This window comes from Ulvibacterium sp., assembly GCF_965228935.1.
In the GTDB taxonomy this organism is placed as follows: Bacteria; Bacteroidota; Bacteroidia; order Flavobacteriales; family Flavobacteriaceae; genus Ulvibacterium.
This window is the reverse complement of sequence record NZ_OZ245846.1, coordinates 2,694,347-2,717,358: the sequence shown is the minus strand read 5'-3', so window position 1 is coordinate 2,717,358 and position 23,012 is coordinate 2,694,347. Positions and strand designations below refer to the sequence as shown.

Sequence of the window (23,012 nt, the reverse complement as noted above, 5' to 3'; positions counted from 1 at the left end):
TATATCGATTTGTTTATTCCTCCAAGCGTATATCCAGACCCAAACCTTTCAGTTCGTGCATCAATACGTTAAAGGATTCTGGTAATCCAGGTTCTGGCATGGTCTCGCCCTTTACGATGGACTCGTAGGTTTTTGCCCTACCGATCACATCATCGGATTTAACCGTCAATATCTCCCGCAAGGTGGCGGAAGCACCATAGGCTTCCAGGGCCCATACTTCCATCTCCCCAAAACGCTGACCTCCAAATTGAGCTTTCCCGCCCAAAGGTTGTTGCGTAATCAAGGAATACGGCCCAATAGATCTGGCATGCATCTTATCATCTACCATATGGCCTAATTTTAGCATGTAGATGACCCCAACAGTGGCCGGTTGATCAAATCGTTCCCCAGTGCCTCCATCGTAAAGGTAGGTATGTCCATATCTGGGGATACCCGCCTCATCCGTATACCCGTTGATTTCATCCAACGTGGCCCCATCAAAAATGGCCGTTGCATATTTTTTGCCCAATTTAAGGCCGGCCCATCCGAGAACAGTTTCATAAATTTGCCCGATGTTCATACGTGATGGTACCCCAAGCGGGTTCAATACGATGTCCACGGGGGTTCCATCTTCCAGGAAAGGCATGTCTTCCTGACGTACTATTCTGGAAACAATACCCTTGTTACCATGACGCCCCGCCATTTTATCACCGACTTTAAGTTTGCGCTTTTTGGCAATGTAAACCTTGGCCAGCTTCATGATACCCGCGGGCAATTCATCCCCGACGGAAATTGTGAATTTATCCCTTCTTAGGTTCCCTTGTAGGTCGTTCAGTTTAATCTTGTAATTATGGAGCAGGTCGGCCACCGATGCGTTGGTTTCCTTATCCGTTGTCCAGCTTCCACCCACCAAATGCGCAAAGTCATCCACGGCATTCAACATCTTAATGGTATACTTTTTGCCCTTTGGAAGAACTTCTTCGCCCAAATCGTTCAAAACGCCCTGGGACGTCTTTCCACTGATCAAGGAGAACAGTTTCTCAACTAAAATATCCTTTAGCTGTTGAAATTTTACTTCATATTCCATCTCCAAATTGGAAATGGCCTCTTTGTCCTCTGAACGTTTCCGCTTGTCCTTAATAGACCGCGAGAACAACTTCTTATCGATGACAACACCGGTCAGGGATGGTGAGGCCTTTAAGGAAGCATCCTTTACATCACCCGCCTTATCTCCGAAAATAGCACGAAGTAGCTTTTCCTCTGGTGTAGGATCGGATTCCCCTTTTGGTGTAATCTTACCAATAAGGATATCCCCAGGTTTTACCTCTGCACCGATACGGATCATTCCGTTTTCGTCCAAATCCTTAGTGGCTTCCTCGGAAACATTGGGTATGTCATGGGTCAATTCCTCGGCACCCAATTTGGTATCCCGTACCTCCAAAGCGTACTCATCTACATGGATGGAAGTAAAGATATCCTCACGTACCACTTTTTCAGAAATCACGATGGCATCCTCAAAGTTATATCCCTTCCAGGGCATAAAGGCAACGGTAAGGTTCCGTCCTAAGGCCAATTCACCATTTTCAGTGGCGTAGCCCTCACAAAGAACCTGTCCTTTCTTAACTTTATCACCTTTGCTTACTATGGGCTTCAAGTTGATACTGGTACCTTGATTGGTCTTTCTGAATTTGACCAATTCATACGTCTTTTCATCTTCCTCGAAACTTACTAACCTTTCGGCATCCGTTCTGTTGTACTTGATAGTGATCTTTTCGGCGTCCACATATTCTATTACTCCTTCACCCTCCGCATTGATCAATACCCTGGAGTCCGAAGCCACTTGACGTTCCAATCCTGTACCAACAATCGGTGATTGCGGTTTCAATAGGGGAACGGCCTGGCGCATCATGTTAGATCCCATTAATGCACGGTTGGCATCATCATGTTCCAAAAACGGAATCAAGGAAGCGGAAATAGAGGCTATCTGGTTAGGTGCCACATCCGTGTAGTTCACTTCGGAAGGATCTACAACGGGAAAATCCCCTTCTTCACGGGCAATGACCTTATCATTATCAATAGTACCATCATCTTTCATAGGAATGTTTGCTTGCGCTATTTTCATTCCTTCCTCTTCTTCCGCACTTAAGTACGAATACTCCTTGGTGTTCACCTTACCATTTTCGACTTTACGATATGGGGTTTCCAAAAAGCCCATGGGATTAACCTTGGCAAAAACGGAAAGTGATGAAATCAAACCGATATTGGGCCCTTCCGGGGTTTCGATCGGACACAGTCTTCCATAATGGGTATAGTGTACGTCGCGCACCTCAAATCCTGCCCTTTCCCTCGAAAGGCCTCCTGGTCCCAATGCGGACAATCTTCTCTTGTGTGTTATCTCGGCCAACGGATTGGTCTGATCCATAAACTGGGACAATTGGTTTGTACCAAAGAATGAATTGATAACCGAGGACAACGTCTTTGCATTGATCAAATCTATAGGTGTAAATACCTCGTTGTCCCTTACGTTCATCCGTTCGCGAATGGTCCGTGCCATACGGGCCAAACCTACCCCAAATTGAGAGGACAACTGTTCCCCAACGGTACGTACACGACGATTGGATAAGTGATCTATATCATCGATCTCCGCTTTGGAATTTATAAGTTCTATCAGATATTTTATGATGGTAATGATATCGTCCTTGGTCAATACCTGTTTGTCCATTCCGATATCCAGACCCAATTTTTTGTTCATCCGATAACGGCCTACCTCTCCCAGATTATACCGCTGATCGGAAAAGAACAATTTGTCTATAATACCACGAGCGGTTTCCTCATCGGGTGGCTCCGCGTTACGCAATTGACGATAGATGTGCTCTACGGCTTCCTTTTCGGAGTTGGTAGGATCCTTTTGCAAGGTATTGTGGATAATGGCATAATCCGACTGTGCATTGTTCTCCTTATGAAGCAGAATTGTTTTTACATCGGTGTCCAAAATCTCATCGATGTGTTCCTTCTCAAGAATGGTATCCCGATCCAAAACAATTTCGTTCCGTTCAATGGAAACCACTTCTCCGGTATCCTCATCTACAAAGTCCTCATGCCAAGTGTTCAAAACCCTTGCCGCCAATTTACGGCCCAGAATTTTCTTCAGTCCTGCTTTGGAGACCTTTACCTCTTCGGAAAGGTCAAAAATTTCCAAGATATCCTTGTCCCGCTCAAATCCTATAGCCCTGAACAACGTAGTAACCGGTAATTTTTTCTTTCTATCAATATAGGCATACATAACACCATTGATATCCGTAGCAAACTCGATCCAAGAACCTTTAAAAGGAATTACCCTGGCCGAATATAGTTTGGTACCATTGGCATGGAAAGACTGTCCGAAAAAGACCCCTGGTGAACGGTGAAGCTGTGAAACAACCACTCTTTCGGCGCCATTAATTACAAAAGTACCGCTAGGCGTCATATAAGGAATGGTCCCTAGATACACATCTTGTACAATGGTCTCAAAATCCTCGTGTTCCGGATCGGTACAGTATAATTTCAATCTTGCCTTTAAGGGTACGCTATAGGTAAGACCCCGTTCAATGCACTCTTGAATTGAATATCTGGGGGGATCTATAAAATAATCCAAAAATTCGAGCACGAACTGGTTCCTCGTGTCCGTTATTGGAAAGTTTTCCATAAAGGTATTGTACAGACCTTCATTGCCCCTTTCATCCGATTTGGTCTCAAGTTGAAAAAAATCCTGAAAAGATTTTATCTGGATGTCCAAGAAATCCGGGTATTCCGGCGTGTTCTTAGCGGATGCAAAATTTATTCTTTCAGTTTGTTGTGTGAACATCTATGGACAGTATTTTGATCGTGAATGATAAATAGGTCGTATATGCCCTCATATACGCAAAATGTATTATGTATAAAAAGGCTTAGGTCTAACCCCGAAAAGACGGGAAAAGACCTAAACCAATATGCTATAGTCGCTGCTATTATTTAAGCTCAACTTCCGCTCCTGCTTCTTCCAATGATTTTTTGATTCCTTCGGCTTCGTCTTTACTTACACCTTCCTTAACGGCTTTTGGTGCACTATCAACAATGTCCTTGGCATCTTTTAATCCTAATCCTGTCAATTCCTTGACCAATTTTACAACGGCAAGCTTAGACCCTCCGGGAGCATTCAAAATTACGTCGAATTCTGTTTTTTCCTCCGCGGCCTCAGCTTCCCCACCTCCAGCGGCGGCGCCTCCGGCTACAGCTACGGCAGCAGCTGCAGGCTCTATACCGTACTCTTCTTTTAATATATCGGCCAATTCGTTTACCTCTTTTACGGTAAGATTAACCAACTGTTCTGCGAAATCCTTTAAATCTGCCATTTTTCTATCGTTTAATAAAATTTTAAAATATACTTAGTTTTAGTGTGTGCTTATTCTTTTTCGGAAAGCGTCTTCAGGATACCGGCGAGCTTGCCTCCACCAGATTTCAGGCCAGAAATAACATTCTTGGCCGGTGATTGCAGTAATCCGATAATGTCCCCAATGATCTCCTCCTTGGATTTGATACTCACAAGGGTATCCAACTTATCGTCCCCTATAAAAATCGCCTCCTCAATAAAGGCTCCTTTCAACAAGGGCCTATCCGATTTTTTCCTGAAGTTCTTAATCAGTTTTGCGGGACCGTTTCCGGTCTCCGAGAACATCAAGGAGGTGTTTCCCTTTAAAACCTCGGGGAGTTCACCGAACTCCTTATCCGAAGCCTCCATCGCCTTGGCGAGCAAGGTGTTCTTAACCACGGATAGCTTAACATTGGCCTTGAAACATGCCCTTCGCAAATCCGAAGTCATGGAGGCATTCAATCCCGATATGTCGGCCAAATAAATGGTAGAATTATCGGATAGCTGAGCAGTCAGATCCTGTATTACGTTTGCTTTTTCTTCTCTTGTCATACTACTAATTTTTAACTCCCAGCGGAATTATACGGTTTTTGGATCTAATTGTACACTAGGGCTCATAGTACTAGACATATAAATGCTCTTCATATACACTCCTTTGGCCGCAGCTGGCTTAAGCTTTACCAAAGTATCCAGCAATTCCCTGGCATTACCCGCTATCTTATCGGCCGAAAAAGAGGCCTTTCCAATAGCTGCATGTACAATACCGGTCTTATCTACCTTGAAATCGATCTTACCAGCCTTTACATCGGAAACCGCCTTACCGACATCCATAGTGACCGTACCCGTTTTTGGATTGGGCATTAGGCCTCTTGGCCCCAAAACACGACCCAAAGGGCCTAGTTTCCCCATAACACTGGGCATAGTAATGATGACATCGACATCCGTCCAGCCACCCTTGATCTTATCCAAATATTCGTTCAATCCCACATAATCGGCACCGGCTTCCTGGGCTTCTGCCTCTTTATCCGGTGTGACCAAAGCCAAAACCTTAACATCCTTACCGGTACCATGAGGTAAGGTAACTACCCCTCTTACCATTTGATTCGCTTTTCTGGGATCCACCCCCAATCGAACCGCCAAATCTACGGATGCATCGAATTTTGTATTGGTTATCTCTTTTACCAAAGCCGAGGCCTCGTCCACTGAATAGAGCTTGTCCTTCTCTATTTTGGCATGGGCTTCTTTCTGCTTCTTTGTTAACTTTGCCATTTCAGTTGCTTTTTAAGATTTAAAAAGGTCTTTTCCCTGAAACCTTCATACCCATTGACCGTGCCGTACCCGCAACCATACTCATTGCGGATTCTACGGTAAAGGCATTAAGGTCCACCATTTTATCTTCGGCAATTGCCTTGATCTGATCCCAGGTTACACTACCTAATTTAACTCGGTTAGGTTCGCCAGATCCTTTTTTAATCTTAGCTGCTTCCATCAATTGAACTGCCGCCGGTGGTGTTTTTACAACAAAATCGAACGATTTGTCCTTGTAAACGGTGATAACAACGGGCAATACCTTGCCCGGTTTGTCCTGTGTTCTTGCATTGAACTGCTTACAGAACTCCATGATGTTAACGCCGGCAGCACCTAAGGCGGGTCCAACCGGTGGCGATGGATTCGCAGCACCTCCCCTAACTTGTAGTTTAACTACTTTACCTACTTCTTTTGCCATTCTTTAAAATTAAATTGAAAGCGTGTTTAATTGGAAGCAACACAACTTTGAAATATGTAACAATTTTTCCTTAAATCTTTTCAACTTGCATATAACTGAGCTCCAATGGGGTCTTTCTTCCGAAAATCTTAACCATAACCTCAAGTTTACGCTTTTCTTCATTTATCTTTTCCACGGTTCCATTGAACCCATTAAATGGACCATCAATAACCTTGACCGTTTCCCCATGGACAAAAGGTATGGCCACACTATCCGTATTTACGGCCAGCTCGTCTACCTTACCTAACATCCGGTTTACTTCGGACTTTCGTAAGGGTACGGGATCCCCTCCTTTTGTCTCGCCCAAAAAACCTATGACATTGGTTATAGAACGAATGATATGTATCATCTCCCCGCCCAAATTGGCCTTGATCATTATATAGCCCGGGAAATAGACCCTTTCCTTATTTATTTTTTTCCCATTACGGATTTGGATAACCTTCTCGGTAGGCACTAGGACATCTTCCAGATAGTCAGAAAATCCATGACGCTCCACTTCGCTTTCAATGTAGCCCTTGATCTTATTTTCCTGACCACTGACCGCCCTTACCACATACCACTTTTTTTCCAGTACTTCCGACATAGCGATCCAATTAGTTTAGAATGTTATTGAAATACAATTGAATCAATTTACTGAAGACCGTGTCCACTCCCCAAGTCGCCAAGGCAAAAAGAATTGAAAAAACGGCTACCACGACCATCAAATTAGAGGATTCAGCCCTAGAAGGCAAGGTCACATTATTCCTTAGTTCTTCAATCGATTCCTTTATATATGTCAACATACTTCTTCTTTTATCCTGCATGGGAGGAGAGACTCCCTTCGACTACGCTCAGGACAGGCTTCTCGCCCCATTAACTTCCGTTTAACTCTGCACGGGAGGAGAGACTCGAACTCCCGACACCTGGTTTTGGAGACCAGTGCTCTACCAACTGAGCTACACCCGTTTCTGTGGTGCTCTACCTCCCAATAACTATCGGGAGAGCTACACCCGTTTATAATTGCAGGGAAAGGTGTCCCACTGAACGCGGAACACCCTTTACCTACACTATAAATTATCTAAAATATTAATCCAATATCTTGGTTACCTGTCCGGCACCCACGGTTCTACCTCCTTCACGAATAGCGAAACGCAGACCGACATTCAAGGCGATTGCCTGAATCAAATCAACGGTAATTGTAAGGTTATCCCCAGGCATTACCATCTCAACTCCATCAGGAAGGTTGATGTTACCCGTAACATCCGTAGTCCTTACATAGAATTGAGGACGATAGTTGTTATGGAACGGGGTATGGCGCCCACCTTCTTCTTTCTTAAGGATATAGACCTCAGCTTCAAATTTGGCATGAGGCTTCACGGAACCTGGCTTACAGATTACCATCCCTCTTTTTATATCCGATTTTTCTATACCTCTTAAAAGGATACCAACGTTGTCACCGGCCTCGCCCCTATCCAAAATTTTGCGGAACATTTCCACACCGGTAATGGTGGAAGTCAATTTCTCGGCACCCATTCCAATAATCTCTACTGGATCTCCCGTATTTGCCACACCGGTCTCGATACGACCTGTAGCCACGGTACCCCGACCTGTAATGGTGAAAACATCCTCAACAGGCATTAAGAAATCCTTGTCAACATCCCGTTTTGGAAGCTCGATCCAAGTGTCTACCGCTTCCATCAATTCCATTACGGTATCCACCCACTTTTGCTCACCATTCAGGGCTCCTAAAGCAGAACCTGCAATTACAGGCCCATTATCCCCGTCGTACTCATAGAAAGAAAGCAATTCCCTTACTTCCATTTCAACCAATTCTATAAGTTCATCATCATCCACCATATCCACTTTGTTCATGAAAACCACGATTCTTGGAATACCTACCTGACGACCCAAAAGGATGTGCTCACGAGTCTGTGGCATAGGACCATCGGTAGCGGCAACCACCAATATGGCACCATCCATCTGGGCAGCACCTGTAACCATGTTCTTTACATAATCCGCGTGACCTGGACAGTCTACATGTGCATAGTGACGATTGGCTGTTTGATACTCTACGTGGGAGGTGTTAATGGTGATACCCCTTTCTTTCTCCTCCGGAGCGTTATCGATAGAATCGAAACTTCTAATTTCAGAAAGCCCTGCATTTGCCAAAACGGTTGTAATAGCGGCAGTCAATGTAGTTTTACCGTGATCTACGTGTCCAATAGTACCTATATTTAAGTGCGGTTTGGAACGATCAAAAGTTTCCTTTGCCATTTTTAATGAATTTAATCTTAGTTATATATTAGTGTACAATTATATTTTTATTGAGCCAACGACGAGATTTGAACTCGTGACCTCTTCCTTACCAAGGAAACGCTCTACCCCTGAGCTACGCCGGCTTTTTGGGTTTCATCCCCGCCTGACCTTCGGGCAGGTTCAAAGTTTAAAGTTTCGGCTTTAAAACCACAAACGTCAACTCAGTCTTTTTTGAGCGGGAGACCGGGTTCGAACCGGCGACATTCAGCTTGGAAGGCTGACGCTCTACCAACTGAGCTACTCCCGCAATATTTTCCAAAATTTCAAATTGTCGTTCGCATTTCAAACAACATGGGGCACAAAACGAACTTTTTATGACAACTTTGTGGGGAGAGCAGGATTCGAACCTGCGAAGACATAGTCAGCAGATTTACAGTCTGCCCTCGTTGGCCGCTTGAGTATCTCCCCCTATCAATGTTTTAAGACCTTTTGAGCCGATGGAGGGACTCCCTTCGACTACGCTCAGGATAAACTTCTCGCCCTCCGCAAATTATAGGCCCTGTCCTAAATCATATGGGAAAACTTTTCCCATTATCGAGCCGATGGAGGGACTCGAACCCACGACCTGCTGATTACAAATCAGCTGCTCTAGCCAGCTGAGCTACATCGGCCTTTTACCCCCTTTTTGCGCATAAAAAAGTCCGCTATTTCTAACGGACTGCAAATGTATATATTTATTTGTTTAATCAAAACAAATTTTGGAAAATTTTAATCAGGCGTGAACCCGCAGTTTTTCCTTGCGTTTTATTAGTTTTCTTTCCAGTGAACTGCATGCAGAATCCACTGCTTCCTCAAAGGATTTACATTGTTTTTTAATCATGAATTTATCCTTTGGCACGTGCAGGATTATTTCCGCTATCTTGTTTTCCTTGGCACTCGTATTCTGTAGTTTTAAATAAACATCCGATCGTATCACCTTATCGTAAAAAGTATCCAATTTATTCATTCGGTTTTGAATGAAATCCATTAATTCCCTGTTGGCGTTAAAATTTACTGATTGTGTGTTTACTTTCATCTGTTCAAATTTTGCTGTTTTTAAATTAATACACCTGCCCGATCCGTTTTGGCGGGTATAAATCGCCATGAAACCTCTCGGCCAACATCAAGATTTGTAATGACTTATTTCATAGGCTTAAGATTTAAAGTTATATATCGACTATTTTATGCTATTTCTTGCCCCTTGGATGGGCGGCGGCATGCACTTTCTTAAGTTCGGCGATACTATTATGTGTATATACTTGGGTAGATGCCAAACTTGAATGGCCCAATAGCTCCTTGACCGAGTTTAAATCGGCACCTTTATTGAGCAAATGTGTCGCAAAGGTATGTCTTAGGATATGCGGACTTTTTTTTACCTTGGAAGACACTTCACTAAAATACCTATTTATAATTCTATAAACAAGGGTTTCATAAATTTTGTTACCGGTTTTTGATAAAAAAACATAATCCTTATCAACAATAACATTCAGTGCATTTCTTTCTTGAAAATAAGCTAAAAACTGCTCTTTTGTCGAAGGAAGAAGTGGGATAATGCGCTCTTTATTCCTTTTGCCCAGAACCCTTAGCGTATTTCCATCCATGTCCAAATCCTTTATTCTTAGATTGATCAGTTCTGCCCTTCTTATGCCCGAAGTGTAAAGCAGTTCAATTATTAATTTGTCCCGGGTTCCTTCAAAGCTGTCTTCAAAAGGAATTTGCATCAGTACTTTTAGCATCTCATCCTCGGAAAAGGGAACTTCGATTTTTTTTGGGGTTTTTAAGGACTTGTGTTTGGCCAAGGGATTGGCGTCAATGTTTCCCGTTTTTTGCAAGAATTTAAAATAAGCCTTTAACGAGGCCACCTTTCTATTAATAGTGCGGTTTGAAGTACCGGAATCTACCAAGCTTACAATCCAACCCCTAATCTCTTTATAGTCAACATTGTCACTATTTTCGAGTCCGTACTCGGATTGGCAAAATGAATTGAACGATTTGAGATCCCTCTCATAGGCAAGAACTGTATGAGCAGAGTAATTTTTTTCCAAGGAAAGATAATCCATAAAAGATTGAACGGACATAACACAAAGTTACTAATTCAATCTCCATAGTACCAACAACAAAAAATCCCATCAACAAATGGGATTCCTTTATATTGTGCGGTAGGGCTAAGTTAGATATCCTCCCTGTCCTTGAGGCTCTGTATGTACTGTGCCTTTTGAATCTGCTGTCTGCGTTCTACGGACGGCTTTGTGAACTGCTGTCGCTTCCGCAACTGCCGCATTGTGCCTGTCTTATCAAACTTACGTTTAAATCGCTTTAGTGCCCTATCTATATTTTCTCCTTCTTTTACTGGTATTATTAACATTGGCTACAACCTCCTTTCTTTAAAGTTTCGGACTGCAAATATAAAATGAATAGTTGAGTTGGCGCAAAACTATTTCAAAATATTTTTGGCAATGACCACTTTCTGTATCTCAGTGGTACCTTCACCTATAGTACAGAGCTTGGCATCCCGGTAAAACTTCTCCACGGGAAAATCCTTGGTATATCCATATCCACCGTGTATTTGAACGGCCTCATTGGCCACCCTCACACACATTTCCGAGGCATACATTTTGGACATAGCACTCCACCGGGTCATTTCACGACCTTCGTTTTTAAGAAATGCCGCTTTATGCAGCAGCAGTTCAGAAGCCTCAATTTCAGTGACCATTTCGGCCAATTTGAAGGATATACCTTGAAATTGGCTTATGGGCTTACCAAACTGAACCCTTTCCTTGGAATATTTCAAGGCAGCCTCATAGGCTCCTTTGGCTATTCCTAAGGACAAGGCGCCAATGGAAATCCGGCCACCGTCCAATATCTTCATGGATTGAACAAACCCGGCTCCCACTTCTCCCAATCGATTATCATCCGAAATGACACAGTTATCGAAAATGAGTTCAGCGGTCTCGCTTGCCCGCATCCCCAACTTGTTCTCCTTTTTTCCGCTCGAAAAACCAGGTGTTCCCTTTTCAACAACAAAAGCGGTCATTCCCTGGCTGTCCCCTTTTTCACCCGTCCTGGCTACCACTACGGCGATATCGCCGCTTTTTCCGTGCGTGATGAAGTTTTTGGCCCCGTTCAAAATCCATGAATCCTTATCCTTAACGGCAGTAGTGGCCATTCCTGCAGCATCCGAGCCCGTATTGTGTTCCGTAAGGCCCCAGGCTCCTATCCACTCGGCAGTGGCCAATCTAGGCAGCCATCGTTGCTTTTGTTCCTCGTTCCCGAAACAAAGAATGTGATTTGTACATAGGGAGTTGTGGGCGGCTACCGACAATCCTATTGAGGGATCTACTTTGGAAATCTCCTCTATAATCGCCACATACTCATGATAACCCAATCCGGAGCCACCATATTGCTCGGGAACCAAAACTCCCATAAAACCCATTTCCCCAGCTTTCTTAAAGACCTCCAGGGGAAAGGTCTGGGACTCGTCCCAATCCATGAAGTAAGGTCGTATTTGTTGTTCGGCAAATTCCTTGGCCGAAGCTGCCACCATTTGTTGGGTTTCCGAAAAATCAAAACCTAAGGTAGACATTGTATCCGTAATCATTCCAGCAATTTTTTATAGGGTCAAATATAATTTAATTCTCTCAATCTTGTCCGATGGAAAATCTTCTATTTTGGTTAATTCGTCGAAGGAGGAAATCCCACCGTTGAGACTCCTATATTCCATTATTCGTTGGGCAATCTCCTTTCTAAAATACACCAATTGAGCCATCTCTTCTAACGATGCCGTATTGATATTTATTTTCTGAATATCAGGTTTTTCTATGACCCTAAAGTTTTTTAAGGCCATTTTAACCACATGGGGCTCTAGTCCGTACACGTCATACAATTGTTCATTCACCAAAAATCCACCCAGACGATCTCTGAACTTTACGATACGCCGGGACAGCTTATCCCCAATTCCGTGGATAGATTGTAACTCTTCAATGGTCGCTTTATTCAAGTCCTTTATCCGAATACTATTTTGGCCATTTTCGGATTTTTTGACGACCTTTTTTCGTCCTACCGATTTATCACCGGTTTTCCGGGCCCATTCTGGAAACTTAAAGTAGGGAGAAATCAGGGCCAGAAGGGAATCCGATATCAAGGTCACTTTCTGAAATTCCTGGGGCGAACCCACATACTGGTTTTGTCCTCGAAAAGCATGTAGCCGATCTATTTCGTCAATTGACATCCCCAAAGTATACCCTTTATAGTCACTTATAAAATTAGGGTTGAAGGGATATATCCTAAGCGAGTCCTTTGGCAATGACTTTTGCTTCAGGCTATCGATTTTTGCCTGTAATTCCGTATCCTCGGAAAATGCAACCTCGTACTCGGCCATGGGAAAATACAAGAATATCACATATCCTATCTGAAGTATCAATATGACAAACAACAAAAAGAAAATCCCGCTTCGTTCCCTTTTATTGAACTTGAAGTGGGATTTAAAATCTTTCAACGGCCCATTTTTATTTTCCCAACGCCTTTATTGCATCGAGATAGGTACTCAATTCTTCCCTTACCCTGGGGGCAAGAATAACCAACCCAATCATATTGGGGACCATCATTGCAAAAATCATGGCATCCGAAAAACCGATGACCGACCCCAAACTGGCTGCAGCCCCAATAATTACAAAAATGCAGAAGGTAATCTTATAGGTATATTCGGTTTTTTTGTTGCGCCCAAAAAGATAGGCCCAACCTTGAAAACCATAATAGGACCAGGAAATCATGGTACTGAAAGCAAATAAGACTACGGCAATCGTCAGTACATATGGGAACCAGGAAATCACGGATTCAAAAGCGCCCGATGTCAACAATATGGCCTGGGAGTCGTTCAAGGTAGCATTTGCCGCAGTAACATTCCCGGTAATTATCAATACCAATGCCGTCATTGTACATACCACTACGGTATCCACAAACGGCTCCAATAACGCCACCATGCCTTCTGAAGCGGGATATTTGGTCTTTACTGCGGAGTGGGCAATGGAAGCAGATCCTACGCCGGCCTCGTTGGAAAATGCGGCTCGCCGGAATCCCTGCACCAATACACCCACGGCACCTCCAACAACTCCGGTAGGGCTAAACGCTCCATTGATAATCTGCATAAAGGCATCCCCGATCATATCATATTTGGCGACCAGAACGAATATGGCCGCACCTACGTAAATGACTACCATAAACGGAACGATTTTGTCCGTTACCTTGGCTATCTTTTTAATGCCTCCAATTATGACTATACCGACCAAGATGGCCATTACTATACCGAACAACCACCCTTTCCCATACCAAAAAGACTCACTCCCCCCTGTGATATTCTCTACCAACTGAAATGCCTGATTTACCTGGAACATGTTTCCTCCACCAAACGACCCACCGATTACAAAAACGGCGAACAAACCGGCCAAAACCTTTCCCAGTCCTTCCAGTCCCTTCGATTTTAAACCTTTCCGCAAATAGTACATTGGGCCTCCATACACCGTACCGTCAGATTCAATGTCCCTATATTTTACCCCCAGCGTACACTCCACAAACTTTGAGGCCATCCCAAGAAATCCGGCAACAATCATCCAAAAAGTGGCACCAGCACCTCCAATGGATACCGCAATGGCTACACCTGCAATATTCCCCAAGCCCACGGTTGCAGAAAGTGCGGCGGTTAGTGCTTGAAAATGGGATACTTCGCCACTATGCCCTTCCACGGCCATAGTCTGTAGAACATCGTCCCCAGGGGTAGGGTCTCCCGCCATGGAAAGGGGTTCATGATGATCCATCTCGTCATATTTTCCCCGGACAATATTTATGGAAGTAAAAAAGCCCCTAAAATTGATCAGCTTAAAATAGAACGTAAAGTAGGTCGCTCCAATAATCAAGGGAAACAGTACCCAATAAACCTGAATCTCCTCGCCAAAAGGGATTTGATAAAAAACAAAATTCACGAACCATCCCGTTGCACTGCCAAAAGCTTCATCGATTTTTTGATCTAATCCTTTCTCAGCTGTTTCCTGCGCTAATGAAAATAGGGGCAATAAAAAAGCGATCAAGGAAATAGGTCGGTACTTCATAATGCAAATTTTTGGCGTGTTAGTTCAATGTAAAGCCAGCAATATCTTAAAAATAATCAACCCAGTCAAATTAATGTCCCTATTGTCTTAACGGTCAACCACGCATTTTCTGTCTATTCCGGGACTACGCAAATCGTTTTCCAGTCCATGAATCAAATGGATTTTGCAAAATTGGAATAGATATAGGGGCAATAAAATGACGGAATAGGTTCCAATTTTAGAAGTTTGATTAGCTAAAAAAGCGATGCACGGCCAATAAGTCCAAGACTAGAGCCAAGAGTCCTGTTGTGATGGGCAAACTATGATGCCTCGATATGAAACATCTCGTTCAATTTCTGAATCTGTTCCGGCCTTCCCAATACAATTACCTTACTTTTGGGCTGTAATTGCATATCGGCCTCCGGGTTGATGATATACTTTCCATCGGGGTCTATATACCCTATAATAGTACAACCGGTTTTTCTCCTTAGATCCAGATCGCGCAGGGAATTGCACTCCACTTGATCGGCAAAATCCTCTATGGCCACTTCTTCAAGATTGGTAGTATGTCGGCCTACCATCGAAAGCTTGTCCATAAACGTAATAAGATCCGGCATTACCACCAAAGAAGCCATATGATCTCCGCCGATCTTATCCGGCATAATAACTTTGTCCGCACCGGCAAGGGTCAACTTTTTTTGTGAGGCCACTTGTGAAGCCCTGCTGATTATAAACAAGTCCTTGTTCAATTGACGTGCCGTAAGCACCACGAACAAATTGGCCGCATCATCGGGCAAGGCCGCGATTAAATATTGTGCTCGTTCAATACCGCCCTGCTTCAATACTTCATCCTCGTTGGCATCCCCTTCAACAAAAAGGACGTCATCCTCATGTTTTTCAATAATTTCCTTATCCCTCTCGATCACCACAAAAGGGCGGTTGTAGGCTTTTAATCGCTCCGCCGCCTGCATACCGTTGCGGCCAAAACCGCAAACAAGGACATGATCTTTAAGACTCTTGATCGTATTTCTCACTTTTTTCTTCTTTAGAATTTGCAACGAATTTCTGCTCAGTATATATTCGGTTATAACGGATAGTCCAAAGGCAAATATGAAAACACTGGATACAATTAAAATTACGGTAAAAATCTTTCCTTCGATATCCATGGGGCGTACCTCGGAAAAACCAACCGTGGTTATGGTTATAATGGTCATGTAAAAGGCATCTATCCAGGAATAATCGGAGACGTACCGGTAACCCAGGATACCAAAGACAAGCACCAAGACCATTAAGAAAAGTGACAAGTAAATTTTGGAACGAAAAAGCTTTATCATGATCAAAGGTCAAAAACCGAAGTTCTTTTAGTATGTACCAAATCCTTTATCCGAAGCCAAAAGGCCAAAAAAAGATAGAGGGCAAATCCAAAACCCAAGGTTACAAAAGTAAGGTAGATAAAAGAGGTGCGGACCACCCGGGCACGAATGCCCAGCCTTTCGGCAATACGTCTACAGACTTCAAAACCGCGCTTTTGAAAATAGTAGAGTATTTGGTAGAACATATTCATTGCCCTAAAATTAGTTATTTCTATTTAATAAAGTTGTACCCACCGCACAGTCCAAACATCTGTTTTTGGTACAGTATTCATTATATAATTGTAGCAAGGCCTGACTTTCAAGGGCGTTACTAGCCTTAGACCCATGGTTGCCAAAGCTCTTGATAATGGTGTTTTCCTCCTTTTTCAATTGTGATGCCAGCATGATGATCTCTTCATTTATCTCTTTCCCCCTATGTTTGGCATAACAGAATTTTAATGGAATTACCGTATTCACGATTAGGAGATCAATAAATGCCTTGGTCAATTTTTTTACGCTCCTCCTTGATTCCTTTCCAAAGGTGAAATGGGTGTCCCAATACGCACTGGCGGATATGGTAAAAATTGAATACATTTCTGACAAGTCACCCGCTTCGATGATTTTGCTGAAAAGATTGGGATGGGTGCCATACAAATTTGCCAATTGGGACAGGCGTATGGTGGGAAAGTTGGCAGGGCGAAGTTTGAAGAATTCCGGTAGTAGAACACCTTCTTCATCCAATTGATATTTTGTTTTTAGATAACCGTATTCCTTATTCAAATTAGTATGGTAGGTATCCACAATTGAATCATTCGACAGTAATCCCGCCAAGCCAAAAAGTACACTTTCCAATTTGAAAGGGTCATTTTGAATTTTTCTGATAATGGAAAAATCCAACACCCTACTTAAACTTAAAAATGACTCGCCATTGATTTTGGATCCAAAGTTCTTGAGTAACAAGGCAAAAAGAACCTGTTCCCAATTGTTCTTGGATTCCTTTAACAAACTCTGAACCCGCACCGATTTGCTTTCCAATCGTTCAAAATACAGTCGATCTAACCAATTCCGGAAAACAAAAGAATCGATTTCGGTAATATCCTTTTCGCAATTGATAAATTGTTTATGCCTTTTGTCAAAGAGATTTTGGTAGTTGCCCAAAAGATAATTGGGAATATGGTGCCTAAGTTCCAGTGTAGGGATTTCACTTTCATCACTTCGAAAAATGGCGGCATCATCTTCCCAAACAACATGAAGGATTACGGCGTTGTAGTTGGTATCCTTTTCGTGACCGTGGGCATACCAGTCGGATGATTTTACATGTATCTCCACATTTCCGGCCCAAAGCTGTCCACCTATAGCAATCTTTGCGTTGAAAAAATCCGGTCCGGCCAAATGATTGTGAGTCCCTACCTCAAGAATCTCTATTTCCTGGCCATTTGAGGTTACAAGACCCTCCAAGGGAAGTTTCCGGTATTTCCAAATAAAATGGAGCAAATCTTCGCGCATGGATCTTTATCGATTATGGTTCTGAACCTAAAAAAGCTTCCTGCCATTGAAAACCGCCTATTCTATCACATCCCCTTCCCATTCCAAAATACCGCCTTCCAAATTGTAAGCGTTTTTGATCCCGATACTGTTCATTATGGCACAGGCCTGCCTACTGCGATTACCGCTTCTACAATATACATAATAGTTCTTGTCCTTGTCCAATTTCTCCAATTCGTCAACGAATTCCTGCCCCAAATAAATATCAATGTTTACTGCATTGGGTATATAGCCTTCATCTACCTCCTCCGGGGTACGTACGTCCAAAACAAAGGCATTATCATCGTTCTCAAGTTGTTCTTCCCATTCTTCTTGCGATAGATCCATAGTTCAATCAAATTTTAGATTTTTCAAAAGTAGTTTTTTATCTCAAAAAACATATGGCGCTTTTTAACAAAAATTTAGCTTGGCCGTATCTGGAAGGTTGAAAAAAACATATACATTTGTATATACAATTGTTGTAATGGTATGAATGTAGAGGAAGTTATAAAGACGGATCGATCAATTCCACTAAAAAGTAGGACAATCATCCACTTTATGCTCGTTAACAATAAAATCAATGAAGAAATATCCATAGCGTTAAAACCCTATGATGTTTCGATACAGCAATTCAATGTATTACGTATCTTAAGGGGGCAAAAAGGGAAGCCGGCCAACCTTTCTACCTTAAACGAACGTATGGTAACAAAAATGAGCAATACCACAAGACTGGTGGACAAATTGTTGGCCAAGGGGTATGCCGATCGAAAAACATGCCCTTCAAATCGGCGCAAAGTAGAGATTACCATAACTAAACTGGGAGAAGAGGAATTGAAAAAAATGGATTTGGTCATGAATCAGGCCGAGAGAAGGATCCTGCAAAACTTCAACCAAAAAGAATTGGAACAATTAAATACATTATTCAATAAATTTTAACTAAAAGTAGAAACACTATTAAAACCAAAATCATGAAAAAGAACGTATTGAGTTTAGCTTTAGCCATAGTCTTTGGAGCGTCCGCAACCGCAAGTACTCCTATAGACGGGGAAAAAAAGGAAGTAAAGACCAAGGAAAGCAAAGTAACCTGGAAAGCGTACAAAGTTACCGGGTCGCACACGGGAACCGTTGACTTGAAAGAAGGTGCCCTAATGTTCGATGGGGACAAATTAACAGGGGGTGAATTTGTAGTCAGCATGGCTTCTTTGATTTCTACAGATCTCGAAGGAGAATACAAGGGAAAATTGGAAGGCCACTTGAAATCGGATGATTTCTTTGGCGTTGAAACCCACCCTACTTCCAAACTGGTCTTTACCAAAGTAAAGGCCTCTGGTAAAAATTCCTATGAAGTTACCGGTGATCTTACCATTAAGGGTATCACCAAACCTGTAAAGTTTGACGTCTCCATTTATGGAAGCAAAGCCACCGCAACCCTGAAAGTAGATCGCGCAGAATATGATGTACGTTATGGTTCTGGCAGTTTTTTTGATAACTTAGGGGACAAAACCATTTATGATGAATTCGACCTAGTCGTAGACTTGGAATTTTAATAAACTTGACCTCACATTAAAAACCCGCTAAAGCGGGTTTTTTTTATTACCCGATTTGATTTGCAGTTTTAAAAATGATTTTTATATTTGACGCTCAATGAAGAAATCGACAGTAAATACTTGGTGGTGGAACAACTTGCGACAAGGAGCGTGAGCTGAGCATCATTGTAGTAAAAACTATATAAGGCTTGTCATCACGACAGGCCTTTTTTAATTGAGGAAGTTTTTCTTGTTTCATCAGGGAATAAACTGAACGGAAAAGTAGAAATTTTAAAATTTTTCCGCATTTGCAGAAATGACATTACAATTTTAAATTATGATATACTCACTTAAGACCTACAATAAAAAAATTCTGGCGGATACCATTACGCCGGTCAGTGTATACCTAAAAATCAGGGATCGGTTTCCGAACAGCATTCTTTTGGAAAGTAGCGACTACCATGCCAACGACAACAGTTTTTCCTATATCTGCTGCAATCCCATAGCTTCTATTAAGATAGTGGACGAAATAGTGACGGAACAATTTCCGGACGGAACCCAAAGGGAAACGAAAATTGGGGCGGACACGGATGTGGTGGATATCATTGATGCCTTTGGCAAAAAGTTCGAAGCGGAAAACAACAATTTTAAATTCATCAATAATGGACTCTTTGGCTATATGGCCTATGACGCCGTACGCTACTACGAGGATATTGCGATAACAAAAAAGGAAAACTCCATAGCCATTCCCGATATCTATTATGCCGTTTATCAAAATATCATCGCTATTAACCACTTCAAAAACGAAGCCTATATTTTTGCCCATTGCCATAATACCGATGACAATATAGCCGAGCTTGAACAGATCCTCAATGTTAAGAACTTTGCTTCCTACAACTTTTCCAGGGATGGCGAAGTAGTCTCCAACCTCAAGGATGATGAGTATAAGCAACATGTAGTTTTGGCCAAAAAGCATTGCCAACGGGGTGATGTCTTCCAATTGGTGCTCTCCCGCAGGTTTTCACAGGGATTCAGGGGAGACGAATTTAATGTGTACCGGGCCCTACGATCCGTAAACCCATCGCCTTATTTATTCTATTTTGATTATGGCGATTTTAAGATTTTCGGTAGTTCACCGGAAGCCCAGTTAGTGGTAAAAGATGGGAAAGCAGAAATCCATCCCATAGCAGGTACCTTTAAACGTACGGGAAATGATGAACAGGATGCCGTTCTGGCCAAAAAACTCGTAGAGGACGATAAAGAGAATAGTGAGCACGTAATGTTGGTAGATTTGGCCCGAAACGACCTAAGCCGTAACGGCAATACGGTAAGTGTGGAAAATTATCGGGAAGTGCAGTACTTCTCCCATGTCATCCATTTGGTTTCCAAGGTAACCGGTCAGAAAAAAAAGGATATCCCTACCATGAAGGTGGTGGCGGACACTTTCCCTGCCGGGACACTAAGCGGGGCGCCCAAGCACATGGCCATGCAACTTATCGAAAAGTATGAAAAAACAAGTAGGGGCTATTACGGCGGGGCCATTGGTTTTATGGATTTCAGCGGAAATTTTAATCACGCTATCATGATCCGCACCTTTTTAAGTAAAAATCACCAGTTGCACTTTCAGGCCGGAGCTGGACTGGTAGCTGCATCCGACCCGGACAATGAACTTCAGGAAACCTATAATAAACTCGGTGCTTTGAACAAGGCCTTGGAAATTGCAGAAACCATTTAGCTATGGAAAAAATATTGGTAATAGACAATTATGATAGTTTCACCTACAACCTGGTGCATTATTTGGAGGACCTGGACTGCGAGGTGGTTGTAAAACGAAACGATCAATTAACTCTGGAGGAGGTAGATGCCTTTGAAAAAATTGTCCTCTCCCCCGGCCCTGGCATCCCGGATGAAGCTGGGCTTTTAAAAGAAATTATAGCGAACTATGCCCCTACCAAACGAATTTTTGGGGTGTGTTTGGGACAACAGGCCATTGGGGAGGTTTTTGGTGGTTCCTTGGTAAATTTAGAGAAAGTATATCATGGAGTGGCCACCACCATAAAAATTATCAAGGACGATGAACTATTCAAGGACATACCCAAGGAAATTGAAGTGGGCAGATATCACTCTTGGGTGGTACATCCCGATCTGCCGGAAAATTTGGAAGCAACTTCCTTTGACGAAAATGGACAGGTCATGTCCCTTCGCCACAAGGAATTCGATGTCTGTGCGGTACAGTTTCATCCGGAATCGGTGTTGACCCCGCATGGAAAGCAAATATTGGGAAATTGGTTGAACGGTAACCATAAAACTACAAAATGAAAGAAATACTGAATAGATTGATAAACCATGAAATTCTTTCAAAGAAAGATGCCAAACAGGTATTGGTCAACATAGCCAAGGGTAATTATAATACCAGTCAAATAGCGGCATTTTTAACCGTGTACATGATGCGGAGCATTACCATAGAGGAATTGGAAGGTTTTCGCGATGCCCTTCTGGAGCTTTGTTTGGCGGTGGATCTATCCGATTACAATCCTATTGACCTATGCGGTACGGGGGGCGATGGTAAGGACACCTTTAATATCTCCACCTTGGCCTCATTTGTTACGGCAGGTGCCGGAATAAAGGTTACCAAGCATGGCAATTATGGAGTGTCCTCCAAATGCGGCAGTAGTAATGTCATGGAGTTTTTGGGCATTAAGTTTAGCAATGAAAAGGATTTCTTGGAAAAGTCCATTTCCGATGCCGGTATCTGCGTATTGCACGCCCCATTGTTCCATCCGGCCATGAAAAATGTGGCTCCCATTCGAAGGGAACTCGCGGTAAAGACCTTTTTTAATATGTTGGGGCCCATGGTGAATCCTGCCTTTCCGAAAAACCAAATGGTGGGCGTCTTTAATCTAGAGCTGGCCCGAATGTACGGGTACCTTTATCAGAATACCGATAAAAGATTTACGATACTACATGCTTTGGATGGTTATGACGAAATTTCGCTTACCGGTAACACAAAGACCATTTCCAATGGCTCCGAGGGCATGTTAAAGCCCGAGGATTTTGGTATAAGTCCTGTAAGATCATCGGAAATTGCGGGAGGGGATAGCATTGAAGAGTCGGCACAAATATTTGTGAACATTTTGAACGGGCAAGGTACGGAAGCCCAGAATCATGTGGTCTGCGCCAATGCAGGTATCGCCATTGCCACGGTAGAAAACAGCAGTCCAAAGGATGGGTTTGAAAAGGCCAAGGAATCCCTTTTAAGCGGCAAAGGGCTAAACGCCTTAAAAAAATTGCAGGAATTGAGTAAAAATTGAAAATTCGGAAGGACTGACAAAAATGAATATCCTTGACAAGATAGTGGCCGATAAAAGAAAGGAGGTCGATTTAAAAAAGAGCATGGTACCGGTTCCACAATTGGAGGGTACACGGCTTTTTAGCAGGGAAACCATTTCCTTGGCCTCGGCACTGCGCAAAAGCGAGACCGGTATCATTGCCGAACATAAACGAAGATCCCCTTCCAAATCGGTCATCAACCAAAAATTGAGCGTTCAGGACGTGGCCCTAGGGTATGAGAAGGCCGGAACCTGTGGCATGTCCATCTTGACCGATGGAAAGTATTTCGGAGGTTCCTTGGACGATTTCCTCTTGGCGAGAGCGGTGGTAAACCTACCCTTATTACGCAAGGAATTCATCATTGACGAATACCAAATTTTGGAGGCCAAAGCCCATGGTGCCGATGTTATACTGTTGATTGCGGCCATTTTGACTCGAGAGGATATCAGCGCCCTTTCGCAATGCGCCAAAAGTCTTGGCCTGGATGTTCTTTTAGAAGTGCACAATGAAGTGGAACTACAAAAGTCCCTTATGCCCAGTTTGGACCTGTTGGGTGTTAACAACCGAAACTTAAAAACCTTTGAGGTAAGTCTGGAAACCAGTAAATCGCTTTCGGAAAAGATTCCCGATGATTTTGTAAAGGTTTCCGAAAGCGGTATTAGCCAAATAGAGGCCATTAAGGAGCTTAAAAAATACGGTTATCAAGGTTTTTTGATCGGAGAGAATTTTATGAAGACCGATAATCCGGGTAAAAGTGCGACCGAATTCATCAATAATCTAATTTGAAACGTGTAC

The 23,012-nt window shown here is 42.9% G+C and carries 24 protein-coding genes and 5 tRNA genes; 6 read left to right on the top strand and 23 right to left on the bottom strand.

Annotated elements, in window-relative coordinates; genetic code table 11:
- Window positions 1-13: 13 nt before the first annotated feature.
- The 23 genes from rpoB to ACO06Y_RS11395 form a co-directional block, all read right to left on the bottom strand.
- Entirely contained in the window at window positions 14-3,823 is a 3,810-nt protein-coding gene (rpoB, locus tag ACO06Y_RS11505; RefSeq protein ID WP_422083970.1) for a DNA-directed RNA polymerase subunit beta, read from the bottom strand.
- A gap of 142 nt (window positions 3,824-3,965) precedes the next feature.
- A complete protein-coding gene (rplL, locus tag ACO06Y_RS11500; RefSeq protein WP_422083969.1) occupies window positions 3,966-4,349 on the bottom strand; it encodes a 50S ribosomal protein L7/L12 in 384 nt (127 codons plus the stop codon).
- 50 nt (window positions 4,350-4,399) lie between these two features.
- Window positions 4,400-4,918: a 50S ribosomal protein L10 gene (rplJ, locus tag ACO06Y_RS11495; RefSeq protein ID WP_422083968.1), complete on the bottom strand. Its 519-nt coding sequence runs from the start codon at window positions 4,916-4,918 to the stop codon at window positions 4,400-4,402.
- 27 nt (window positions 4,919-4,945) lie between these two features.
- Entirely contained in the window at window positions 4,946-5,635 is a 690-nt protein-coding gene (gene rplA / locus ACO06Y_RS11490) for a 50S ribosomal protein L1 (protein WP_422083967.1), read from the bottom strand.
- A gap of 19 nt (window positions 5,636-5,654) precedes the next feature.
- The gene (gene rplK, locus ACO06Y_RS11485; protein WP_422083966.1) at window positions 5,655-6,092 is read right to left on the bottom strand and encodes a 50S ribosomal protein L11; all 438 of its coding nucleotides are present in this window, start codon (window positions 6,090-6,092) and stop codon (window positions 5,655-5,657) included.
- A 70-nt stretch (window positions 6,093-6,162) separates the two neighbouring features.
- Window positions 6,163-6,714, bottom strand: a complete 552-nt coding sequence (gene nusG / locus ACO06Y_RS11480; RefSeq protein WP_120713239.1) for a transcription termination/antitermination protein NusG — start codon at window positions 6,712-6,714, stop codon at window positions 6,163-6,165.
- A 10-nt stretch (window positions 6,715-6,724) separates the two neighbouring features.
- Window positions 6,725-6,913, bottom strand: coding sequence for a preprotein translocase subunit SecE (gene secE / locus ACO06Y_RS11475; protein ID WP_120713674.1), 189 nt, complete (start codon window positions 6,911-6,913; stop codon window positions 6,725-6,727).
- Window positions 6,914-7,003: 90 nt separating this feature from the next.
- A tRNA-Trp gene (locus tag ACO06Y_RS11470) sits at window positions 7,004-7,076 on the bottom strand.
- Between the two features lie 120 nt (window positions 7,077-7,196).
- On the bottom strand, window positions 7,197-8,384 hold the full coding sequence (gene tuf / locus ACO06Y_RS11465) for an elongation factor Tu (RefSeq protein ID WP_422083965.1): 1,188 nt from the start codon (window positions 8,382-8,384) through the stop codon (window positions 7,197-7,199).
- A gap of 53 nt (window positions 8,385-8,437) precedes the next feature.
- Window positions 8,438-8,509, bottom strand: a tRNA-Thr gene (locus ACO06Y_RS11460).
- A 91-nt stretch (window positions 8,510-8,600) separates the two neighbouring features.
- Window positions 8,601-8,673: transfer RNA gene (locus tag ACO06Y_RS11455), tRNA-Gly, on the bottom strand.
- Between the two features lie 79 nt (window positions 8,674-8,752).
- Window positions 8,753-8,834 (bottom strand) — tRNA-Tyr (locus ACO06Y_RS11450).
- Window positions 8,835-8,963: 129 nt separating this feature from the next.
- Window positions 8,964-9,037 (bottom strand) — tRNA-Thr (locus ACO06Y_RS11445).
- 101 nt (window positions 9,038-9,138) lie between these two features.
- Window positions 9,139-9,441 (bottom strand): ribosome hibernation-promoting factor, HPF/YfiA family, encoded by a 303-nt coding sequence (hpf, locus tag ACO06Y_RS11440; RefSeq protein WP_422083964.1) that lies wholly within the window; start codon window positions 9,439-9,441, stop codon window positions 9,139-9,141.
- 151 nt (window positions 9,442-9,592) lie between these two features.
- Complete coding sequence (locus ACO06Y_RS11435; protein ID WP_422083963.1) at window positions 9,593-10,483, bottom strand: tyrosine-type recombinase/integrase; 891 nt, start codon at window positions 10,481-10,483, stop codon at window positions 9,593-9,595.
- A 92-nt stretch (window positions 10,484-10,575) separates the two neighbouring features.
- On the bottom strand, window positions 10,576-10,770 hold the full coding sequence (gene rpsU / locus ACO06Y_RS11430; protein WP_422083962.1) for a 30S ribosomal protein S21: 195 nt from the start codon (window positions 10,768-10,770) through the stop codon (window positions 10,576-10,578).
- 69 nt (window positions 10,771-10,839) lie between these two features.
- A complete protein-coding gene (locus tag ACO06Y_RS11425) occupies window positions 10,840-12,003 on the bottom strand; it encodes an acyl-CoA dehydrogenase family protein (RefSeq protein ID WP_422083961.1) in 1,164 nt (387 codons plus the stop codon).
- 12 nt (window positions 12,004-12,015) lie between these two features.
- Complete coding sequence (locus ACO06Y_RS11420; protein ID WP_422083960.1) at window positions 12,016-12,900, bottom strand: ComEA family DNA-binding protein; 885 nt, start codon at window positions 12,898-12,900, stop codon at window positions 12,016-12,018.
- Window positions 12,901-12,910: 10 nt separating this feature from the next.
- Window positions 12,911-14,506 carry an alanine/glycine:cation symporter family protein gene (locus ACO06Y_RS11415; protein ID WP_422083959.1) on the bottom strand — a complete coding sequence of 532 codons (1,596 nt, stop codon included), beginning with the start codon at window positions 14,504-14,506 and terminating at the stop codon, window positions 12,911-12,913.
- Window positions 14,507-14,805: 299 nt separating this feature from the next.
- The gene (locus tag ACO06Y_RS11410; RefSeq protein ID WP_422083958.1) at window positions 14,806-15,819 is read right to left on the bottom strand and encodes a potassium channel family protein; all 1,014 of its coding nucleotides are present in this window, start codon (window positions 15,817-15,819) and stop codon (window positions 14,806-14,808) included.
- 2 nt (window positions 15,820-15,821) lie between these two features.
- Window positions 15,822-16,049: a PspC domain-containing protein gene (locus ACO06Y_RS11405; protein WP_299529279.1), complete on the bottom strand. Its 228-nt coding sequence runs from the start codon at window positions 16,047-16,049 to the stop codon at window positions 15,822-15,824.
- A gap of 10 nt (window positions 16,050-16,059) precedes the next feature.
- Complete coding sequence (locus ACO06Y_RS11400; RefSeq protein ID WP_422083957.1) at window positions 16,060-17,343, bottom strand: DUF2851 family protein; 1,284 nt, start codon at window positions 17,341-17,343, stop codon at window positions 16,060-16,062.
- Window positions 17,344-17,400: 57 nt separating this feature from the next.
- Window positions 17,401-17,709, bottom strand: a complete 309-nt coding sequence (locus ACO06Y_RS11395; protein ID WP_422083956.1) for a rhodanese-like domain-containing protein — start codon at window positions 17,707-17,709, stop codon at window positions 17,401-17,403.
- A gap of 141 nt (window positions 17,710-17,850) precedes the next feature.
- Between ACO06Y_RS11395 and ACO06Y_RS11390 the strand changes: the two genes are divergently transcribed.
- The 6 genes from ACO06Y_RS11390 (at window position 17,851) to trpC (ending at window position 23,003) form a co-directional block, all read left to right on the top strand.
- The gene (locus tag ACO06Y_RS11390; RefSeq protein ID WP_422083955.1) at window positions 17,851-18,297 is read left to right on the top strand and encodes a MarR family winged helix-turn-helix transcriptional regulator; all 447 of its coding nucleotides are present in this window, start codon (window positions 17,851-17,853) and stop codon (window positions 18,295-18,297) included.
- A gap of 32 nt (window positions 18,298-18,329) precedes the next feature.
- Window positions 18,330-18,908 carry a YceI family protein gene (locus ACO06Y_RS11385; RefSeq protein ID WP_422083954.1) on the top strand — a complete coding sequence of 193 codons (579 nt, stop codon included), beginning with the start codon at window positions 18,330-18,332 and terminating at the stop codon, window positions 18,906-18,908.
- A 316-nt stretch (window positions 18,909-19,224) separates the two neighbouring features.
- Complete coding sequence (locus ACO06Y_RS11380; RefSeq protein WP_422083953.1) at window positions 19,225-20,622, top strand: anthranilate synthase component I family protein; 1,398 nt, start codon at window positions 19,225-19,227, stop codon at window positions 20,620-20,622.
- Window positions 20,623-20,624: 2 nt separating this feature from the next.
- Window positions 20,625-21,206 carry an anthranilate synthase component II gene (locus ACO06Y_RS11375; protein WP_422083952.1) on the top strand — a complete coding sequence of 194 codons (582 nt, stop codon included), beginning with the start codon at window positions 20,625-20,627 and terminating at the stop codon, window positions 21,204-21,206.
- Window positions 21,203-22,198, top strand: a complete 996-nt coding sequence (gene trpD, locus ACO06Y_RS11370; RefSeq protein ID WP_422083951.1) for an anthranilate phosphoribosyltransferase — start codon at window positions 21,203-21,205, stop codon at window positions 22,196-22,198. The genes ACO06Y_RS11375 and trpD overlap by 4 nt, the downstream gene beginning before the upstream one ends.
- Before the next feature lie 22 nt (window positions 22,199-22,220).
- A complete protein-coding gene (trpC, locus tag ACO06Y_RS11365; RefSeq protein ID WP_422083950.1) occupies window positions 22,221-23,003 on the top strand; it encodes an indole-3-glycerol phosphate synthase TrpC in 783 nt (260 codons plus the stop codon).
- The last annotated feature ends 9 nt before the right edge of the window (window positions 23,004-23,012 follow it).

Coding starts and splice junctions, on each gene's coding strand:
- rpoB (WP_422083970.1), bottom strand. CDS start 3,823: ATGTTCACACAACAAACTGAAAGAATAAATTTTGCATCCGCTAAGAAC.
- rplL (WP_422083969.1), bottom strand. CDS start 4,349: ATGGCAGATTTAAAGGATTTCGCAGAACAGTTGGTTAATCTTACCGTA.
- rplJ (WP_422083968.1), bottom strand. CDS start 4,918: ATGACAAGAGAAGAAAAAGCAAACGTAATACAGGATCTGACTGCTCAG.
- rplA (WP_422083967.1), bottom strand. CDS start 5,635: ATGGCAAAGTTAACAAAGAAGCAGAAAGAAGCCCATGCCAAAATAGAG.
- rplK (WP_422083966.1), bottom strand. CDS start 6,092: ATGGCAAAAGAAGTAGGTAAAGTAGTTAAACTACAAGTTAGGGGAGGT.
- nusG (WP_120713239.1), bottom strand. CDS start 6,714: ATGTCGGAAGTACTGGAAAAAAAGTGGTATGTGGTAAGGGCGGTCAGT.
- secE (WP_120713674.1), bottom strand. CDS start 6,913: ATGTTGACATATATAAAGGAATCGATTGAAGAACTAAGGAATAATGTG.
- tuf (WP_422083965.1), bottom strand. CDS start 8,384: ATGGCAAAGGAAACTTTTGATCGTTCCAAACCGCACTTAAATATAGGT.
- hpf (WP_422083964.1), bottom strand. CDS start 9,441: ATGAAAGTAAACACACAATCAGTAAATTTTAACGCCAACAGGGAATTA.
- ACO06Y_RS11435 (WP_422083963.1), bottom strand. CDS start 10,483: ATGTCCGTTCAATCTTTTATGGATTATCTTTCCTTGGAAAAAAATTAC.
- rpsU (WP_422083962.1), bottom strand. CDS start 10,770: ATGTTAATAATACCAGTAAAAGAAGGAGAAAATATAGATAGGGCACTA.
- ACO06Y_RS11425 (WP_422083961.1), bottom strand. CDS start 12,003: ATGATTACGGATACAATGTCTACCTTAGGTTTTGATTTTTCGGAAACC.
- ACO06Y_RS11415 (WP_422083959.1), bottom strand. CDS start 14,506: ATGAAGTACCGACCTATTTCCTTGATCGCTTTTTTATTGCCCCTATTT.
- ACO06Y_RS11410 (WP_422083958.1), bottom strand. CDS start 15,819: ATGATAAAGCTTTTTCGTTCCAAAATTTACTTGTCACTTTTCTTAATG.
- ACO06Y_RS11405 (WP_299529279.1), bottom strand. CDS start 16,049: ATGAATATGTTCTACCAAATACTCTACTATTTTCAAAAGCGCGGTTTT.
- ACO06Y_RS11400 (WP_422083957.1), bottom strand. CDS start 17,343: ATGCGCGAAGATTTGCTCCATTTTATTTGGAAATACCGGAAACTTCCC.
- ACO06Y_RS11395 (WP_422083956.1), bottom strand. CDS start 17,709: ATGGATCTATCGCAAGAAGAATGGGAAGAACAACTTGAGAACGATGAT.
- ACO06Y_RS11390 (WP_422083955.1), top strand. CDS start 17,851: ATGAATGTAGAGGAAGTTATAAAGACGGATCGATCAATTCCACTAAAA.
- ACO06Y_RS11385 (WP_422083954.1), top strand. CDS start 18,330: ATGAAAAAGAACGTATTGAGTTTAGCTTTAGCCATAGTCTTTGGAGCG.
- ACO06Y_RS11380 (WP_422083953.1), top strand. CDS start 19,225: ATGATATACTCACTTAAGACCTACAATAAAAAAATTCTGGCGGATACC.
- ACO06Y_RS11375 (WP_422083952.1), top strand. CDS start 20,625: ATGGAAAAAATATTGGTAATAGACAATTATGATAGTTTCACCTACAAC.
- trpD (WP_422083951.1), top strand. CDS start 21,203: ATGAAAGAAATACTGAATAGATTGATAAACCATGAAATTCTTTCAAAG.
- trpC (WP_422083950.1), top strand. CDS start 22,221: ATGAATATCCTTGACAAGATAGTGGCCGATAAAAGAAAGGAGGTCGAT.